This window comes from Streptomyces sp. NPDC127106, assembly GCF_042677605.1.
Lineage (GTDB): Bacteria > Actinomycetota > Actinomycetes > Streptomycetales > Streptomycetaceae > Streptomyces.
In genome coordinates this window covers 14,977-33,172 of the sequence record NZ_JBHXTC010000034.1, presented here as the reverse complement: position 1 = coordinate 33,172, position 18,196 = coordinate 14,977, and the positions used below count along the sequence as shown (strand labels likewise).

Sequence of the window (18,196 nt, the reverse complement as noted above, 5' to 3'; positions counted from 1 at the left end):
GCGGGCAGCAGCCCAGCCCGAGGCCCCCGGCCGCAACCCACCGGCCGGGGGCTTCGGCTGAGGGGCGCGGGGAACTGCGCGATCGACCGCGCACGGCCCGCGGTCGACCACCCCCCGCACCCCCGGAGGGGGCCCGGCTTTGCCGCAGCCCGCCGGTCCTGGGGCTTCGGCCCAGGGGCACGGCCCGCAGCCGGTCGGCGGCCGCCGGGCCGGGACCCTCCGTCGGCTAGGCCGCCCTGACCAGGACGCCGCCGGCGGACTTCGTCGGGACGAAGGTCACCCCGTGGCGGCTGACGCTCAGCCGGAGGTTGCCGACCCGGGACAGGACCACCGCGATGCCGGCCGCCGCGGCCAGCGACACGGCCCCGCCGGCGGCCATGCCGATCCGCGGGCCGTACGTGTCGGTGATCCAGCCGACCAGCGGTGCACCGATCGGGGCGCCGCCGGTGAACACCATCATGTACAGGGCCATCACCCGGCCCCGCATCTCGGGGGCGGTGGCCGTCTGGACGCTCGCGTTCGCGGTGACGTTGACCGTCAGCCCGAACATGCCGATCGGCACGAGCAGCGCGGCGAACAGCCAGAAGCCGGGCGCGAACGCGGCCACGACCTCCAGGGCGGAGAACAGGACGGCCGCCGTGACGAGCAGCCGCAGCCGCGAGGTCCCGCGGCGCGCCGCGAGCAGGGCTCCGGCGAGGGAGCCGGCCGCGAGCAGGGTGTTGAGGAACCCGTAGGTGCCCGCGTCCCCGTGGAAGACCTCCCCGACGAAGGCCGACAGCCAGATCGGGAAGTTGAAGCCGAAGGTCCCGATGAACCCGACGAGCACGATCGGCCAGACCAGCTCGGGGCGCCCGGCGACGTAGCGCAGGCCCTCCCGCAGCTGGCCCTTGGCGCGCGGCTGCGGCCGGACCGGGTGCAGCTCGGCCGTCCGCATGAGCAGCAGGCCGGCGACGGGGGCGGCGAAGGACAGCCCGTTCAGCAGGAAGGCCCAGCCGGAGCCGACGGCGGTGATCAGCACACCGGCGAGCGCCGGGCCGACCAGCCGCGCGGACTGGAAGTTCGCGGAGTTCAGGCTGACCGCGTTGGCGAGCTGCGCCGGGCCGACCATCTCGGAGACGAACGTCTGTCGGGCGGGGTTGTCCACGACCGTGATCAGGCCGAGCAGGAGCGCGGCCAGGTACACGTGCCAGACCTGGACGTGCCCCGCGAGGGTGAGCACGGCCAGTGCGACGCCGGTCAGGCCCATCAGGCTCTGGGTGGCGACCAGCAGCGGCCGCTTCGGCAGCCGGTCCGCGAGGACGCCCCCGTAGAGGCCGAGGACCAGCATCGGCAGGAACTGCAGCGCGATGGTGATGCCGACGGCGGAGGCCGAGCCGGTCAGGGACAGGACCAGCCAGTCCTGGGCGATGCGCTGCATCCAGGTGCCGGTGTTCGAGACGACCTGTCCCGTGGCGAAGAGCCGGTAGTTCCGGATCCTCAGCGAGCTGAACATCGAGTTCCTCGGGCCCCGTGGGGTTCTCGGGGCCCGGCCCGCGGTGCGAGCGGCGCTCGCGGTACGCGTGGTAGGGGTGGGTGTATGGCCGGGTGCGGAGGATGCTCCGTTTCCCGTACTCAAGGGCGTTCGCCTCCTGGTGTCGTTCCTACAGGTGGGCGAGCTTCTCCAGGACGGGCGCGGCTGCGCGCAGCTTGGCCCATTCGTCCTCGGTGAGCTCAGCCGCGAGCCCGGCCAGGAAGGCGTTGCGCTTGCGGCGGCTCTCTTCGAGCATCGCCTCGGCTTCCTCCGTCTGGCTGACCACCTTCTGGCGGCGGTCCTCGGGGTGCGGTTCCAGCTTGACCAGTCCCTTTGCCTCCAACAGTGCGACGATGCGCGTCATCGACGGCGGCTGGACGTGCTCACGGCGGGCGAGTTCGCCCGGGGTGGCCCGGCCGCACCGGGCGAGGGTGCCGAGGACCGACATCTCGGTCGGGCTCAGCGATTCGTCGACGCGCTGGTGCTTCAGGCGTCGGCCCAGCCGCATGACGGCGGAGCGCAGGTCGTTCACGGCGGCGGCGTCGTCGCCATGGTTGAGGTCAAGCATGTCTTTAGAATAACTCATTACTCTGGCTAAGTAACATCGGGTTTAGCGTCACGCCGTCGTCGCGCCCGCGTCACGCGCCCGTCACTCGTACGCGTCACCCGCGCGTCACTCGTACGGGTGAGGTGGCCGGGAAAAGCGACACGCGTCCGCACCCTGTGCCAGGACTCTGTCCGCATGGGGACACAGGTGCTCAGCATGCGCATAGACGGGGAGCTGCTCGACCGCCTCCGCATCCACGCCGCCAAACGCGGAATGAGCGTCCAGGACTATGTCGTCCGGACGCTCATTCGCGATGACTTCGACGAGCGCTTCAAGGCGGCCGTCGACGAGACGGAGAAGTTCTACGGGGTCACATGAGGCCGAGGGCGGGCATCGCGTAGGAGAAGACGAACACCGCCGAGACCGCGTACATCGCCACCGGGACCTCGCGGCCCCGGCCGGTCGCCAGCCGCAGCACGCTGAACGCGATGAAGCCGATGCCGATGCCGTTGGTGATCGAGTAGGTGAACGGCATCGTCACCATGGCCAGGAAGGCCGGGACGGCGATGGTGAAGTCGCTCCAGTCGATGTCCTTCACCGAGCCCGCGAGGATCAGGAAGCCGACCGCCACCAGGGCGGGCGTGGCCGCCTGGGACGGGACCATCGTGGCGAGCGGGGTGAGGAACAGGGCCACGGCGAAGAGGCCGCCCGTGACCACGTTGGCCAGGCCCGTGCGGGCGCCCTCGCCGACGCCGGCCGTGGACTCCACGAAGCAGGTGGTGGCGGAGGAGGAGGTCGCGCCGCCGGAGGCGACGGCCAGGCCGTCCACGAGCAGGACCTTGTTGATGCCGGGGAAGGTGCCGTCCTTCTTGATCAGCTTGGCCTCGTCGCCGACGCCGAGGATCGTGCCCATCGCGTCGAAGAAGCAGGACAGCAGCACGGTGAAGACGAACAGGCAGCCGGTCAGCAGGCCGACCTTGCCGAAGCCGCCGAACAGGCTGACCTGGCCGACGAGCCCGAAGTCGGGGGCGGCCACCGGGTTGCCGGGCCACTGCGGGACGGTCAGGCCCCAGCCGGCGGCGGGCAGCTGCACCACGGCCTGGACGACGGCGGCGACCACGGTCATCGCCACGATGGAGATCAGGATCGCGCCGGGCGTCTTGCGGATCAGCAGGGCGAGGGTCAGCAGCACGCCGACGACGAAGATCAGCACGGGCCAGCCGTGCAGCTGGCCGCCGGTGCCGAGCTGGAGCGGCACGGTGGTGTGCGCGGCGTCCGGGATGCGGGTGACGAAGCCCGAGTCGACGAAGCCGATCAGCATGATGAACAGGCCGATGCCGATCGCGATGCCCTTGCGCAGGCCGAGCGGGACGGCGTTCATGACCCGCTCGCGCAGGCCGGTCGCGACCAGCAGCATCACCACGAAGCCGGCCAGGACCACCATGCCCATGGCGTCGGGCCAGCTCATGCGCGGGGCCAGCTGGAGGGCGACGACGGTGTTGACGCCGAGACCGGCCGCGAGGGCGATCGGGACGTTGCCGATGACGCCCATGAGGAGGGTGGTGAAGGCGGCCGTCAGGACGGTGGCGGTCACCAGCTGGCCGCCGTCGAGCTGGTGGCCGTACATGTCCTTCGCGCTGCCCAGGATGATCGGGTTCAGCACGATGATGTAGGCCATCGCGAAGAAGGTGGCGAAGCCGCCGCGGACCTCGCGGGCGACGGTCGAGCCGCGCTGGGTGATCTTGAAGAAGCGGTCCAGGCCCGACTGGGGGCCGGGGGCCGGGGGCTGCGCGGCCGGCGCGGTGGCCGGGGCGGGGGCCGACGTGCTCATGCGGTCCTCGAAATGCGGGGGCATTGGGGTTCGTGTGATCGAATGATCAGAATGGGCCTGGCCCAGAACCGTTTCATATGAACACATGAACGAAAGCCCGTCCATCTCCGCGCGTAGACCTCGAATTCCGCCGCCTAGACTTGTGGGCATGGCGAAATGGACTGCGAAGCACGAGGCTCCCGAGCCCCTGGAGGGTCCGGTCGTCGCGACCATCACCGGCGGCACGGTCCTGTGGTTCGTCCTGTTCCTCGTCCAGCTCCCGTTCTACGGGTGGTTCGCCGACCGGGACCTGCTGTGGTGGGTGTGGTGCTGCGCCGCCGGCGGCGGCCTCGGCCTGATCGGCATCTGGTACGTCCGCGGCCGCGACGCCGCGCTCAAGCGGCACGCCGCCGAGGCGGCCGGGGGGCGGGCCGCGCGCGACGCCGGCCCGGCCGACGGGACGCACCCGGCCCGCGCGGCCCGCGACGCCGGATAGGGGACGCCGGACGGATGCCGACCCGCCGGACGGGGGATTCCGTCCGTCGGACGGCAGGTGCCGACCAGAGGACGATTTCCCTCATCCCGAAGTCGGATCTTCCTCCCTCTCGGCGGGTGAATGGCAGATTCCGCCTTTACCGTCGAAAACATGACGCAGCGGGCGAAGATCGATTCGAACGGTTCCGAGCCGGGCGCCGGGCAGACCCCCGTACCCCTGGCCCGCCCGCCCGCGCCCCCCTTCAAATCCGGCGGCCTGACCACCGCCGAGGTGGCCGAGCGCGTCGCCCGCGGAGCCGTCAACGACGTCCCCGTCCGCTCGTCCCGCTCGACCGTCGACATCGTCCGCGCGAACGTCTTCACCCGTTTCAATGCGATCATCGGCGTCCTGTGGGTCGTCATGCTGATCGTCGCGCCGCTCCAGGACAGCCTCTTCGGCTACGTGATCCTCGCGAACACCGGCATCGGCATCATCCAGGAGCTCCGCGCCAAGAAGACCCTCGACAGCCTCGCCGTGATCGGCGAGGCCAAACCCAGCGTCCGCCGCGACGGACGCACCGCCGAGGTCTCCACCTCCGAGATCGTCCTGGACGACGTCATCGAGCTCGGCCCGGGCGACAAGGTCGTGGTCGACGGGGTCGTCGGCGAGGCCGACGGCCTGGAGATCGACGAGTCCCTGCTCACCGGCGAGGCCGACCCGGTCCTCAAAAAGCCCGGCGACCCGGTCATGTCCGGGTCCTTCGTCGTCGCCGGCGGCGGCGCGTTCACCGCCACCAAGGTCGGCCGCGAGGCCTACGCCGCACAGCTCGCCGAGGAGGCCACCCGCTTCACGCTGGTCCACTCCGAGCTGCGCTCCGGCATCTCCACCATCCTCAAGTACGTCACCTGGATGATGATCCCGACCTCCATCGGCCTCATCGTCAGTCAGCTGGTCGTCAAGGACACCAACCTCAAGGACTCCATCGCCCGGACCGTCGGCGGCATCGTCCCGATGATCCCCGAGGGCCTGGTCCTGCTGACCTCCGTGGCCTTCGCGATCGGCGTCATCCGGCTCGGCCGCCAGCAGTGCCTGGTGCAGGAGCTGCCCGCCATCGAGGGCCTCGCCCGCGTCGACGTCGTCTGCCTCGACAAGACCGGCACCCTGACCGAGGGCGGCATGGACGTCACCGAGCTCCGCCCGCTCGGCGGCGCGGAGACCACGTACGTCAGACAGGTCCTCGGGGCCCTCGGCGAGTCCGATCCGCGCCCCAACGCCAGCCTCCAGGCGATCATCGACGCCTACCCGGACAGCGCGGACTGGCGCTGCACCGAATCGCTGCCGTTCTCCTCCGCCCGCAAGTACAGCGGGGCGAGCTTCAGCGAGGGCGACGGCGAGAGCTCCACCTGGCTGCTCGGCGCCCCCGACGTGCTGCTGCCGACCGACGACCCCGCCCTCGACGAGATCAACGAGCTGAACGAGCAGGGCCTGCGCGTCCTGCTCCTCGCCCGCGCCGCCCGCGAGCTCGACGACGACGCCGTCGCCCTCGGCGCCAGGCCGACCGCGCTGGTCGTCCTGGAGCAGCGGTTGCGCGCCGACGCCGCGGCGACCCTGCGCTACTTCGAGGACCAGAACGTCCGCGCGAAGGTGATCTCCGGCGACAACGCGGTGTCGGTCGGCGCGGTCGCCGGCAAGCTGGGCCTGCCCGACGCGGAGAACACCGTCGACGCGCGCAGGCTGCCCGCCGAGCAGGCCGCGATGGCCGAGGAACTCGACCGGAGCACCGTCTTCGGGCGGGTCACCCCGCAGCAGAAGCGGGACATGGTCGGTGCGCTGCAGTCCCGCGGCCACACGGTCGCCATGACCGGCGACGGCGTCAACGACGTGCTCGCCCTGAAGGACGCCGACATCGGCGTGAGCATGGGCTCGGGCTCCGAGGCCACCCGGGCCGTTGCCCAGATCGTCCTGCTCAACAACAGCTTCGCCACCCTGCCGTCGGTGGTCGCCGAGGGCCGCCGCGTCATCGGCAACATCACGCGCGTCGCGACCCTCTTCCTGACCAAGACCGTGTACTCGGTGCTGCTGGCGATCCTGGTCGTCTGCTGGCAGGTGGAGTACCCGTTCCTGCCCCGGCACCTGACGCTGCTGTCGACGCTCACCATCGGCGTCCCGGCGTTCTTCCTCGCCCTCGCCCCGAACAAGGAGCGCGCCAAGCCGCACTTCGTGAGACGCGTGATGCGGTACGCGATCCCGGGCGGGGTGATCGCGGCGGTGGCCACCTTCGTCACGTACCTGGTCGCCCGCCACCACTACACGGGCGCGGACGCCCTGGACGCCGAGACGAGCGCGGCGACGCTGACCCTGTTCCTGACCTCCATGTGGGTGCTGGCGATCGTCGCCCGCCCGTACACGTGGTGGCGGATCGCCCTGGTCGGGGCGATGGGCGGGGGCTTCCTGCTGGTCCTGGTCGTCCCCTGGCTACAGGACTTCTTCCAGCTCAAGCTCGTCGGTACGCAGATGCCGTGGACGGCGGTCGGCATCGCCGTGGCGGCGGCCGCCCTGATCGAAGTCGCCTTCCGCTGGGTGGACCGCCGCTTCCCGGCGTGACCGGGGCCGCAACGGCCCCGGCCCGACCGCGGGGTGCTTCGGGTGCTAGTCGAACCACCGGTCCCGCGCGAGTTCCGCCGTGCGGGACGGGTCCTCCAGGAGGGCCGCGACCTCGAAGCGGCGCGGCCACTGGCCCGCCGACCAGGCCAGGCCCGCCGCCACGCCCTCCAGGGTGGAGGCGTGCAGCACCCCGTCCCGGGTGAGCCGCCAGTCGAGCTCGACGCCGCCCGCCACCAGCTCCTCGTGCTCCAGGTACGTCTGCGGGGTCGCCGGGCCCAGCAGGACCCGTACCGCCTCCGGGACCTCGTGCTCCTCTCCCGGCGTGCTGACCTCCGCCGGGACCGTCTCCGACAGCCGGCGCACCTGTAGCAGGTCCGCCAGGTCGGCCGCGCGGGCCGGAGCCACCGGAAGCAGCGGCAGGCCGGCCGTCAGCGGCAGCAGGTCCGGGGCGTCCGCGATCACCGCGTCGGAGGCGTCCACGACGACCGGCTCCCCGTCGGCCACGGCGCGCAGCTCGTCCGGCAGGGTGACCTGATCGGGCTCCAGGTCGGCCAGCGCCCCGTACAGGGCGTGCAGCTGCCGGTCGGTGACGGGCCGCTCGGGGTCGGCGAGCCGGCCCAGCAGCTCGGCCGCACCGCCGGGCTCGTCGAGCAGGGCGGCCACGGAGGTGCGCACGCCGAGGGCCCGCAGGACCTGCTCGTCGTGGAAGCCGGTGGCGTCCGCCGAGGTGTACAGGCCGGCGAGCAGCGGGTCGGTGCCCGCCGCGCGCAGCCCGGCCGGGCGGCGGCCGTCGAGCACCGGGTGGCCGCGCAGCCACCAGGCGGTGTACGGGCGCACGGACCGGGTGGTGCCGTCGGGCAGCAGGATCCGCACCGGCTGGGTCAGGGCGTCCCGCAGCGGTGGCTGGGCCAGCATCGCCAGGGCCTGCGGCCAGCAGTCGTCGTCGACGAGGTCGAGGTCGCGGACGGCGACGATCTCGGTGGCGACGGGTGGCAGCGGGGTGTCCGGGAGCTGGTCCAGGACGTCCTCGCACCACACGTCGACCGCGTCGAGCAGGCCCACGTCGTCGGGCTCGGCGAAGTCGCCGTCGCGGGGTTCCAGTTCGTCCGGGTCGAGGACGACGTCGGTGGCGCGGACCAGCTGGAAGCCGGCGAGCACCCCGCAGGCGGTCAGCGGCTGGTCACCCCAGCGGGCGGCGAGCTCGGCGTCGACGTACGGCACCTCGTCCTCGCGGATGACCGCGGCCAGCGGGGATCCGGGCAGCAGGAGCTCGCCGGCCGGGGCGAGCTCCCCGTCCTCGTCGGGCAGGGCCAGCGCGCCCAGCCACGGTTCGTCGCCGGGGGCCAGGTCGGCGTCGCGGACCAGGCCCAGGACGACCTCGGCCAGCTCGTCGGCGTCCAGGGCGGCCTCGTCCTCGTCCCAGACCTCGCCGGCGTCGAGGGAGGCGGCCACCGCGGCCCGTACCTGCGGGGTCGTCAGGATCGCGCGGGGGGTGGCCGGGAGGGCGCCGAGCTTCTCCAGCAGCGGGTGCGCCGCGTCGGGGTGGGCCACCTTCAGGCCCAGCCGGGCCAGGTCCCCGGGGGTGTCGGCCTCGGGCAGCAGCACGTGGCGGGGGCCGATGGTGGTGCGGCCGTCGGCGAGCGGCACGGGCAGGCCGGAGAGCCGGTCCGGGTCGACGCCGGCCAGGCTGTCGTAGAGCCGGTGCCACCACTCGGGGGTGCGCTCGATGCCGGCGATCCGCTCGATGGCGTCGCCCAGCGGCAGCCGGCCCACCCCGAGGGTGCGCAGCTCGGGGCGGCGTTCCAGGCCGGCGGGCAGCAGGGTGGGGAGCACCTCGGCGAGGACGCGTACGGTGTCGGCGCCCGCGCCCTCGACGACCTCGGCCTCGAAGGGGCGCAGCGCGGCCCGCTCGCCGGGCTCGGCGGTGTCCCCGGCGGGGGCGGCGGGGGCGAGGAAGGCGGTGCGGGGGAGCCGCTGGAGGACGGCGGTGCGCAGGGCCCCGTCCAGCAGGCCCTTGCCGAGCGGTCCGGGTACCAGGTCCACGAGCTCGGGGGCCACGGGCTCCCAGGTGCCGAGCAGTTCGGCGTACGCGTCGGCCGCGCGCTCCACGAGGAAGTCGGTCAGCGGCCCGGGCGCGGGGTGCCGGCGGGCGGTGTCCAGCGGGAGGGTGGCGATGAGCAGGGCGGGGATGCCGAGGGGTTCGTCGGTCGGGGTCGGGGCGTGGACGACGGGCGCGGTGGCGGGGCGTACGGGTGCGCCCGCGGCGTCGACGGGCACGGCCCAGGACACGGTCCAGGAGGGGCGCAGCCGCTCCTCGACGGGCCGGTCGGCGAGCAGGGCCAGCTCGATGGGGCCGGTGTGGCGGACGGTGCGCCAGCGGCGGGTCTGCCCGGTGGTGCCGGCGGCGGTGGCGCCGGCCCCGTCTCGGGAGTCCTCGATGACGGTGTACGGGCCTTCGGCGGTGCGGCGCAGCGTACGGGTGCCCCCGGCCGGGGTGTCGACGGTGATCTCGTACAGGCCGGGCAGGGTGAGCAGCAGCGCGTCGTCGATGCCGGCCAGCAGCCGCTGCACCAGGTCCTCGGCGGCGGGGTCGCGCAGCGGGAGGACGACGACGGTGTCGTACCCTTCGGGCGCGGTGCCCTCGGCGGGCAGCGGCAGGCGCAGCAGGGGGACGTGGCCGTCGCGGCGGCGCAGTTCGTCGCCGAGGCCGGGGCTGAAGGCGGCGGCCTCGCGGGCCAGCTCGCGCGCCTCGGCGAGGGACCAGCGCACGCCGCCGTGCCGGCCGAGGACGGCGGGCTCGTCGGACACGGCGAGGACGGCGGCGAAGCCGACGCCGAAGCGGCCGACGGTGTCGCCGGAGGCGGTGGACTCCCGCTTGGCGGAGGCGCGCAGGGTGCTCAGCGATTCCACGCCGGTGGCGTCGAGCGGGGCGCCGGTGTTGGCGGCGGCGAGGACGGGCGGTTCGCCGTTCCCGGTGTACAGGGTGAGCCGGAGCCGGCCGGGCACGCCCGCGCGGGCGGCGGCGTCGGCGGCGTTCTGGGCGAGTTCGACGACGAGGCGGTCGCGGTAGCCGCCGAGGGCCAGATCCTCCTCGGCGTTGGCGTCCTCACGGAAGCGGGACGGGCCCGCCGCCCAGGAATCGATGACCCCGCGCCGCAGCCGGGCCGTGCCGAAGGGGTCCGTGCCGTCCTGGGCCGCCGTCACTCGCACGCTCACGCCGCTTCCTCCAAGAATTGCCGAGGTCTTGAAGGTATCGCGTGCGGCGCCCGCCCTCTCCCGACACCGGGGCGGGGCGGGCGCCGCACGGGATCAGAGGATCAGAGGTTCTCGATGACGTGGTCGATGCAGGCGGTGAGGGCCTGCACGTCCGCCGGGTCGACGGCCGGGAACATCGCGACGCGCAGCTGGTTGCGGCCGAGCTTGCGGTACGGCTCGGTGTCCACGATGCCGTTGGCGCGCAGCACCTTGGCGACGGCGGCCGCGTCGATGTCGTCCGAGAAGTCGATGGTGCCGATGACCGAGGACCGCTTGTCGGCGTCCACGACGAACGGGGTCGCGTACTTCGACGCCTCCGCCCAGCCGTACAGGGTGCGCGCGCTGGCCGCCGTACGGGCGGTCGCCCACTCCAGGCCGCCCTGGCCGTTGATCCACTCCAGCTGCTGGTTCAGCAGGAAGAGCGTCGACAGGGACGGGGTGTTGTACGTCTGGTTCTTCAGCGAGTTGTCGATCGCCGTCGGCAGCGAGAAGAACTCCGGGATGTGCCGGCCGGAGGCGTGGACGCGCGCCGCCCGCTCCAGGGCCGCCGGGGAGAACGCCGCGAGCCACAGGCCGCCTTCGGAGGCGAAGGACTTCTGCGGGGCGAAGTAGTAGACGTCGGTCTCGGTGATGTCCACGGGCAGGCCGCCGGCGCCGGAGGTCGCGTCCACCAGCACGAGCGAGCCGGCGTCGGCGCCCGCGACGCGCTTGATCGGCGCGGCGACACCCGTCGAGGTCTCGTTGTGGGTGTACGCGTACACGTCCACGCCCGCCTCGGCGACCGGGTCGGGGTGCGTGCCCGGCTCGGAGGAGATCACGGACGGCTCGTCCAGCCACGGGGCGAGCTTGGCGGCCTTGGCGAACTTGGACGAGAACTCGCCGAACGTGAGGTGCTGGGACTTCCGCTCGATGAGCCCGGCGGTCGCGATGTCCCAGAAGGCGGTGGAGCCGCCGTTGCCCAGGATCACCTCGTAGCCCTCGGGCAGCGAGAACAGGTCGCGGATGCCCTGGCGGACGGAGCCGACCAGGTTCTTGACCGGCGCCTGGCGGTGGGAGGTGCCGAGCAGGGAGGTACCGGTGGCGGCGAGGGCGTCCAGCGCCTCGATCCGCACCTTGGAGGGGCCCGCGCCGAAGCGTCCGTCGGCGGGCTTGATGTCAGCGGGAATCTGGATCTCAGCCACGAGCGGAGCGTATCGGGTCGGGGACCGTCAGCCCGAGGCGCGTCCACCCGATGAGATGGACGGGGCTGGTGGGAAGGTGTGCGGGTGAGTGACTCCGCGGAACTCGAACGGACATTGCGGGACGGACTGAGCGGGGACGTCGACTTCGGGGCCGCCGCGCGGGCCCTGGTGACGATGGACGCCTCCAACTACCGGCGCGTCCCGCTCGGTGTGGTCGCCCCGCGCGACACCGCCGACGTCGCGGCCGCGCTGCGGATCTGCGCAGCGGCCGGGGTACCGGTCGTGCCGCGCGGCGGGGGCACCTCCACCGCCGGCCAGGCCACGGGGACCGGGGTGGTGCTGGACCTGACCCGGCACATGGACGCCCTGGTGTCGGTGGACCCGGCGGCCCGCACGGCCGTCGTCCGGCCGGGCCTGGTGTTGGGGCGGCTGCGGGAGGCGGTGCGTCCGTACGGGTTGACCTTCGGGCCGGACCCCGCCACCCACGCGCGCTGCACCCTCGGCGGCATGATCGGCAACAACGCGTGCGGGGCCCACTCGGTGGCCTGGGGGACCACCGCGGACAACGTGGCCGAGCTGGAGGTGGTCGCCTACGGGGGAGCCGTGCACCGGATCGGCACCGGCTGGGCGGGGGCCCCGGCGGGGCTGCGCGAACTGGTCGCGGGGAACCTGGAGGTGCTGCGGACGGGCATGGCGGGCGGCGGGCCCGGCTTCACGCGGCGGATCTCCGGCTACGGGGGCCTCGACGCGCTGCTGCCCGAGCGCGGCGTGCAGCTCGCCCGGGCCTTCTGCGGGAGCGAGGGCACCCTCGGCGTCGTCACCGAAGCGGTGGTCCGCCTGGTGGAGCTGCCGCCCGCGCCCGCGCTCGCGGTCCTCGGCTACGCGGACGAGGGCGCGGCCGCCGACGCCGCGGCCGGGCTGCTGCCGCACCGGCCGCTGACCGTCGAGGGCATGGCCGAGGACCTGGTGCCCGCGGCCGCCGCGGCGGACCTGCCGCGGGGCCGGGCCTGGCTGTTCGCGGAGGCCCGGGACGAGGACGCCGCCCGGGCGCTCGTACGGGCGGCGGACGCGCTGGACGCGGCGGTCCTCACCGACCCGGCGGCGCAGCGGGCGCTGTGGCGGATCCGCGAGGACGCGGCCGGCACCGCGACCCGGATGCCCGGGGGCACCTCCCGGACGGAGTCCGGGGCGGGCGTGATGGCGTGGCCCGGCTGGGAGGACTGCGCGGTGCCGCCGGCCCGGCTGGGCGCGTACCTGCGGGAGTTCCGCGCCCTGCTCGCCGCGCACGGGCTGCGCGGCACCCCGTACGGGCACTTCGGCGAGGGCTGCGTGCACGTGCGGATCGACTTCGACCTGGTGACGCCGGCGGGCGTGGCACGCTTCCGCGCCTTCTCGCGCGAGCTCGCCGACCTGGTGGTCGCACACGGCGGCTCGCTGTCCGGGGAGCACGGGGACGGGCAGGCGCGGGCGGAACTGCTGCCGAGGATGTACGGGCCGCGGGTGATCGACCTGTTCGGCGCGTACAAGGACGTGTGGGACCCGCAGGGCGGGATGAACCCGGGGATCCTGGTGCGCCCCGCCCGCCTGGACGAGAACCTGCGCTTCGAGGTGCTGCCCCGCACCGGGCCGGCGGGGGAGTTCGCCGCGGAGGTCGCCCGCTGCGTGGGCGTCGCCAAGTGCCGTTCGGGGCAGACCGGCGGCCCGACGGTGATGTGCCCCTCGTACCGGGTCACCCGCGAGGAGCAGCACTCCACCCGCGGCCGGGCCCGGCTGCTGCACGAGATGCTCGCCGGGGAGCTGCTGACCGACGGCTGGCGCTCCGAGGAGGTCGCCGAGGCGCTGGACCTGTGCCTGGGCTGCAAGGGCTGCCGCAGCGACTGCCCGGTGGGCGTGGACATGGCTACGTACAAGGCGGAGTTCCTGCACCGCCACTGGGCGGGCCGCATCCGGCCCCTGGCCCACTACACGCTGGGCGGCCTGCCCGACTGGCTCCGACTGCTCGACCGGCTGCACCTGACCCGCGCGGCCGGTGCCCTGGCCCGGCTGCCCGGCGCGGGCCGCCTGGCCGGCCTGGACCCGCGCCGCCGCCTGCCGGCCCTGGCCGCGCAGCCGTTCACCCGCTGGTGGCGCGGGCGCCGGACCCCGGCCGGGCGGGAGGAGGGGGCGGGGGCCCGGGTGCTGCTGTGGCCCGACACGTTCACCGAGTACCTGGCGCCCGGGGCCGGGCGGGCGGCGGTGGAGGTGCTTCAGGCGGCGGGTCTGCGGGTGGACCTGGCCGGTACCGGGCGGGCCGGGCGGGTGTGCTGCGGGCTGACGTACCTGTCCACCGGCCGCCTCGACCGGGCCCGCGCCATACTGCGCCGCACCGTGGACTCGGTGGGCGACGTCGCGGAACCCCTCGTCGTCCTCGAACCCAGCTGCGCCGCGGCCCTGCGCACCGACCTGCCCGTCCTGCTGCCCGACGACCCCCGGGCGGCCCGCCTCGCCGCCGCCGTCCGCACCTTCGCCGAGGCCCTGGAGGAGTACGCCCCGCACTGGCGGCCGCCCCGTCTGGACCGGCCGGCAGTCGGGCAGACCCACTGCCACCAGCACGCGGTACTCGGCGACACGGCCGACCGGCGGCTGCGCGAGCGGGCCGGGCTGACCGGCGGGCTGAGCGGCGGCTGCTGCGGCCTGGCCGGGAACTTCGGCTTCGAGCCGGGCCACTACGAGGTGTCCGTGGCGTGCGCCGAGGAGCAGCTGCTGCCCTCGCTGCACCGGGCCCCGGAGCGGGCGGTGGTCCTGGCGGACGGGTTCTCGTGCCGGACGCAGATCGCGGAGCTGTCCGGACGCCGGGCCCGGCACCTGGCGGAAGTGCTGGCCGAGGCCCTGCGGGAGCGGCCGTAGCGCGCGTGAGGGACCCTAAGGGACGGTAAGGTGGCACAAGGTGCAACGGTCCTTACGTACGCCTTAGTCTGGACGAATGCCCGCACCATCCGCCAGCACCCCCACGTCCGCCCCCGAGTCCGCCGCGGCGGCGTCCGCGACGGCGCCCGCGCCGACGGCCCCGCCCACCGGAACGGTCGGCAGCCGTGCGCGCCTCGGCCCATTCGCGCTGGTGATCGCGGCGGGGATCTCGGTGCAGTTCGGGGCCGCCCTCGCAGTCATGATCATGCCGCGGGCGGGCGCGGCCGGCGTGGTCACGCTGCGGCTGGCGGCCGCCGCGGTCGTGCTGCTGTTGCTGTGCCGCCCCCGGATCCGCGGCTACTCGCGGAGCGACTGGGGCACCGTCCTGGCCTTCGGCGTGGCCATGGCCGGCATGAACGGGCTCTTCTACCAGGCCGTCGACCGGATCCCGCTCGGCCCGGCCGTGACCCTGGAGGTGCTCGGCCCGCTCGTGCTGTCGGTCGTCGCCTCACGCCGGCTGGTGAACCTGCTGTGGGCGGTCCTCGCCCTGGCCGGGGTCGCCCTGCTGGCCGGACACGGCGGGAGCGGCTTCGGCGGCCTCGACCCGCTGGGCGCGGCCTTCGCGCTCGGAGCGGGCGCGATGTGGGCGGCGTACATCGTCCTCAGCGCGCGGACCGGCCGCCGCTTCCCGCAGGCGGACGGGCTGGCCCTGGCCATGGCGGTCGCGGCGGTGATCTCGCTGCCGCTCGGCGTGGCCGAGGCGGGCCCCGCACTGCTGGTCCCCGGGACGCTGGCGCTCGGCGCGGCCGTGGCGGTCCTGTCCTCCGTGCTGCCGTACACCCTGGAACTGCTGGCGCTGCGCAGGCTCCCGGCGCCGACCTTCGCGATCCTGATGAGCCTGGAGCCGGCGCTCGCGGCCACGGCGGGCTTCCTCGTCCTCGGCCAGGCGCTGTCGGCGCAGGACGCGCTGGCCATCGCCCTGGTCATCGCAGCCAGCATGGGCGCGGTCCGCTCCCAGCCCAAGCCGACCTGACACCCCTGCCCGGTGCACGCCGGTCCCGGTCCGGGGTCCCGCCCGGCCGGGGGGTGGTCGGCGGGGGGGGGGTTCCGGGGGTCAGCCCAGGGGGAGGTACAGGCAGGACGGCGTGGCCTCCGGGGAGGTGAAGCCCAGCGTGGCCCGCGGCAGGTTGGCGTCTCCGTAGAACGGGTCCCGCCCGTCCACCACGAGCATCACCCGGTGCCCGCGCGGCACGTCGTACGCGGTCGCCTGCAGCTCGATGTCCGCGCCGACCAGGCTGTCCGGCGGCGAGGCGAGGTCGGTGTACGGGGCGTGCGTGATGATCCGTCCCGTCCCGTCGGGCGCCACGTCCAGCAGGTAGGCGACGAACGAGGACTTCGCGTTCGCCGCCCGGTACGTGACCTGCAGCCGCGGTACGCCGCGCAGCCGGGCCGTCTCCGGCTCCGGGTCCGCGACCCACACCGCGGCCACGGTGCGGTCGATGTTGCCGGTCCGGTAGGCCTTCGGGCGGCCCGCCATCTCGTCGTACCCGGACCGCACGATCTCGTCGGCGACGGTCGCCGGCGTGTCCACCCCGCACAGCACGCGCGTGCTCCAGCCGGCCTCGGGCGCGTCGGCCAGCTCGCCGCCGTCGACCAGGTACAGCCGGCGGACGTGTTCGGTGACCGACTGCCAGGTGGGGCGGGGTTCCAGGGTGCGGCTCCACATGACCTCGCCGAGGACCTGGCCCTCGTCGGCTATGCCGTTGTCGACGCCCCCGAGATGGTGGTCGAACCAGCGGTGGGCGGTGGTCCAGATCCGGTTGGGCAGGCCGGTCATGCCCGACGTCTCGGGGCCGGAGTGGTCGCCGACGGACAGGTCGAGCCGTTTGGGTCCGGCGAGCTCGTTGAACACCTTCAGCGTCTGGTTGGCCGGGAACAGCGTCTCGTGCCAGGCGTGCGAGAAGTACACCGGCACCTGCCGCCGGCTGAGCTCCTTGACGTGCGTGAACGGTGATCGCGGGCCGGCCCACCGCAGGGCGGCCTCGATGTCGCGGTTCGCCAGCACGTTCTCGAAGACGCTCTGCGTCTGCGGGCTCAGCCGCGCCCGGCCGGCGGCCCTGAGCAGCGCCTCGACGGCGGCGACGTGCCGGGTGCGGTTCTCGAGGAAGGCCTCCCCGAGGTCCCCCCAGGTGCTGAGCGCGACCACCGCGTCGACGCGGGCGTCGTGGGCGGCGACGAGCTGGCTGATGCCGGATCCGTAGCTGACCCCGAGGAAGCCGATCCGGGTCACCGGGCCGGCGGTCCGCTCGACGAGGTGGTCCAGGGCCCGGCTGCCGTCGGCGACGTCGAGCGGGCCCGCCACGTCGACCTCGCCCTCGGAGCCGGCGAACCCGCGGGCGCTGTAGGCGAGGACGTTGTAGCCGCGGGCCGCGAAGACGCTGCCCTGGACGGCGTACGGGAGCCAGCCGGAGTCCGTCCACGGCGAGGGCATCACGATCACCGGCCGCGGCTCGGGGCGGGTGTGCCGCCACAGCGCGGCGTCGATCAGGTCCCCTTCGGCGCCGGCGACCTTGGTGCGGGAGAACACGGCGACGGAGCGGGCGTCGGCGACCTGGGCGGCGCGGGCCGGGGCCAGGCGGCTGGTGTCGCCGCTCTCCAGGGCGGCGACGAAGGCGGTGAGGGCGTGCGCGTCGAGTTCGGGATAGAGGGAGAAGACGGCTGGGTCCACGGCAGTTCATCCTCTGCGTCGAGTGGTCTGAACGTCGGTGCAGTGCGGTGCCGGGGCCCGGCCGGGACCCGGAGCGGGGGGCCGAAGCGTTCAGTATCGGTGCGGCCCGCAGCGGCGTTCGCGGGTTCGCCGCGTACGGCCTGAACCGCGCGGTCACCGGCGGCGGGCCGTGCGGGTCCGTACCTGCCGGGTCGGCCGCCTCACCCCAAGTTCCTTGCCGCACAAGTGGGTTGGCGCATGTGGCGGGAAGGCGGCGTACCTCGGCCAAATGATGCAAGCATGCTTGATTGTTTTGGTCCGGGCTGCCACTCTTCCCCCCACGCCGAGAGGGGAGCCCCGCCGTGCTCGATCCGTCCGCCGTGTCCGCCGTCTTCCCCGACCTGCGGGAGGAGGGACAGGACCTCGAATCCCTGGTCGCCGAACTGCCCGCCCCCGCCTGGGCGAAGCCCACGCCCGCGCCCCGCTGGACCGTCGCCCACCAGATCGCCCACCTGCACTGGACGGACCGGGCGGCGCTGCTCGCCCTCACCGACGCCCCCGGGTTCGCCCGCATGGTGGAGGAGGCCGTCAAGGCCCCCGGTTCCTTCGTCGACGAGGGCGCCGAGCAGGGCGCGGCCCTGCCACCCGCCGAACTGATGGCCCGCTGGCGGGACGGCCGCGCGGCACTCGACGCCGCGCTCGCCGCGGCCGCACCCGACGCCAGGTTCCCCTGGTACGGGCCGCCGATGAAGGCCGCCTCCATGGCGAGCGCCCGGCTGATGGAGACCTGGGCGCACGGCCAGGACGTCGCCGACGCGCTGGGCGTGCGCCGCACCCCGACCGCCCGGCTGCGGCACGTGGCCCGGATCGGCGTGCGGGCCCGTGACTACGCGTTCGGGGTACGGGGGCTGCCCGCGCCCGCCGAAGGGTTCAGGGTCGAGCTGGAGCCCCCGGACGGCGGGGAGCCCTGGGCGTACGGGCCGCCGGACGCGCCCCAGCGGGTCACCGGACCGGCCCTCGACTTCTGCCTGCTGGTCACCCAGCGCGCGCACCGCGCCGACCTGGCCCTGACGGCGGCCGGCCCGGACGCCGACCGCTGGCTGGACGTCGCACAGGCCTTCGCGGGCCCGGCGGGTCCCGGCCGCGCCCCCGGGACCGCGCGGTGAGCGCCGACGGGCCGGGCGGAGCGGGCGGGGCGGGCGGAGCGGGCGGGGCGGGCGG

General features: G+C 74.3%; 12 protein-coding genes. 6 read left to right on the top strand and 6 right to left on the bottom strand.

Annotated features, from left to right (window positions below; all coding sequences use genetic code 11):
* Positions 1-226: 226 nt before the first annotated feature.
* Positions 227-1,615, bottom strand: coding sequence for an MFS transporter (locus ACFVGY_RS25135; protein ID WP_385680967.1), 1,389 nt, complete (start codon positions 1,613-1,615; stop codon positions 227-229).
* A 25-nt stretch (positions 1,616-1,640) separates the two neighbouring features.
* Entirely contained in the window at positions 1,641-2,078 is a 438-nt protein-coding gene (locus ACFVGY_RS25130) for a MarR family winged helix-turn-helix transcriptional regulator (RefSeq protein ID WP_385680965.1), read from the bottom strand.
* A 174-nt stretch (positions 2,079-2,252) separates the two neighbouring features.
* Between ACFVGY_RS25130 and ACFVGY_RS25125 the strand changes: the two genes are divergently transcribed.
* Positions 2,253-2,435, top strand: a complete 183-nt coding sequence (locus ACFVGY_RS25125; protein ID WP_360634584.1) for a ribbon-helix-helix protein, CopG family — start codon at positions 2,253-2,255, stop codon at positions 2,433-2,435.
* Here the strand turns inward: ACFVGY_RS25125 and ACFVGY_RS25120 are convergent.
* Complete coding sequence (locus ACFVGY_RS25120; RefSeq protein ID WP_385680963.1) at positions 2,428-3,888, bottom strand: NCS2 family permease; 1,461 nt, start codon at positions 3,886-3,888, stop codon at positions 2,428-2,430. The two genes, ACFVGY_RS25125 and ACFVGY_RS25120, sit on opposite strands and share 8 nt — an antisense overlap.
* Positions 3,889-4,036: 148 nt before the next feature.
* Here ACFVGY_RS25120 and ACFVGY_RS25115 point away from each other — a divergent pair, with 148 nt between their 5' ends.
* Complete coding sequence (locus ACFVGY_RS25115; RefSeq protein ID WP_385680961.1) at positions 4,037-4,363, top strand: DUF2530 domain-containing protein; 327 nt, start codon at positions 4,037-4,039, stop codon at positions 4,361-4,363.
* A gap of 150 nt (positions 4,364-4,513) precedes the next feature.
* Positions 4,514-6,946, top strand: a complete 2,433-nt coding sequence (locus ACFVGY_RS25110) for an HAD-IC family P-type ATPase (protein WP_385680959.1) — start codon at positions 4,514-4,516, stop codon at positions 6,944-6,946.
* Between the two features lie 45 nt (positions 6,947-6,991).
* Here ACFVGY_RS25110 and ACFVGY_RS25105 read toward each other — a convergent pair whose 3' ends face one another.
* Positions 6,992-10,162, bottom strand: coding sequence for a sacsin N-terminal ATP-binding-like domain-containing protein (locus ACFVGY_RS25105; protein WP_385680957.1), 3,171 nt, complete (start codon positions 10,160-10,162; stop codon positions 6,992-6,994).
* A 101-nt stretch (positions 10,163-10,263) separates the two neighbouring features.
* Complete coding sequence (gene serC, locus ACFVGY_RS25100; RefSeq protein WP_385680955.1) at positions 10,264-11,382, bottom strand: phosphoserine transaminase; 1,119 nt, start codon at positions 11,380-11,382, stop codon at positions 10,264-10,266.
* An 84-nt stretch (positions 11,383-11,466) separates the two neighbouring features.
* Between serC and ACFVGY_RS25095 the strand changes: the two genes are divergently transcribed.
* Both ACFVGY_RS25095 and ACFVGY_RS25090 read left to right on the top strand, forming a co-directional pair.
* A complete protein-coding gene (locus tag ACFVGY_RS25095) occupies positions 11,467-14,268 on the top strand; it encodes an FAD-binding and (Fe-S)-binding domain-containing protein (RefSeq protein ID WP_385680953.1) in 2,802 nt (933 codons plus the stop codon).
* 76 nt (positions 14,269-14,344) lie between these two features.
* Positions 14,345-15,301, top strand: a complete 957-nt coding sequence (locus tag ACFVGY_RS25090; RefSeq protein ID WP_385680951.1) for a DMT family transporter — start codon at positions 14,345-14,347, stop codon at positions 15,299-15,301.
* Between the two features lie 81 nt (positions 15,302-15,382).
* Here ACFVGY_RS25090 and ACFVGY_RS25085 read toward each other — a convergent pair whose 3' ends face one another.
* The gene (locus tag ACFVGY_RS25085; RefSeq protein WP_385680949.1) at positions 15,383-16,996 is read right to left on the bottom strand and encodes an alpha/beta fold hydrolase; all 1,614 of its coding nucleotides are present in this window, start codon (positions 16,994-16,996) and stop codon (positions 15,383-15,385) included.
* Positions 16,997-17,337: 341 nt separating this feature from the next.
* On the opposite strand from ACFVGY_RS25085, the gene ACFVGY_RS25080 reads away from it, so the two are divergent.
* Complete coding sequence (locus ACFVGY_RS25080) at positions 17,338-18,141, top strand: TIGR03084 family metal-binding protein (RefSeq protein ID WP_385680947.1); 804 nt, start codon at positions 17,338-17,340, stop codon at positions 18,139-18,141.
* Positions 18,142-18,196: the final 55 nt, after the last annotated feature.

Coding starts and splice junctions, on each gene's coding strand:
- ACFVGY_RS25130 (WP_385680965.1), bottom strand. CDS start 2,078: ATGCTTGACCTCAACCATGGCGACGACGCCGCCGCCGTGAACGACCTG.
- ACFVGY_RS25125 (WP_360634584.1), top strand. CDS start 2,253: ATGGGGACACAGGTGCTCAGCATGCGCATAGACGGGGAGCTGCTCGAC.
- ACFVGY_RS25120 (WP_385680963.1), bottom strand. CDS start 3,888: ATGAGCACGTCGGCCCCCGCCCCGGCCACCGCGCCGGCCGCGCAGCCC.
- ACFVGY_RS25115 (WP_385680961.1), top strand. CDS start 4,037: ATGGCGAAATGGACTGCGAAGCACGAGGCTCCCGAGCCCCTGGAGGGT.
- ACFVGY_RS25110 (WP_385680959.1), top strand. CDS start 4,514: ATGACGCAGCGGGCGAAGATCGATTCGAACGGTTCCGAGCCGGGCGCC.
- ACFVGY_RS25090 (WP_385680951.1), top strand. CDS start 14,345: ATGCCCGCACCATCCGCCAGCACCCCCACGTCCGCCCCCGAGTCCGCC.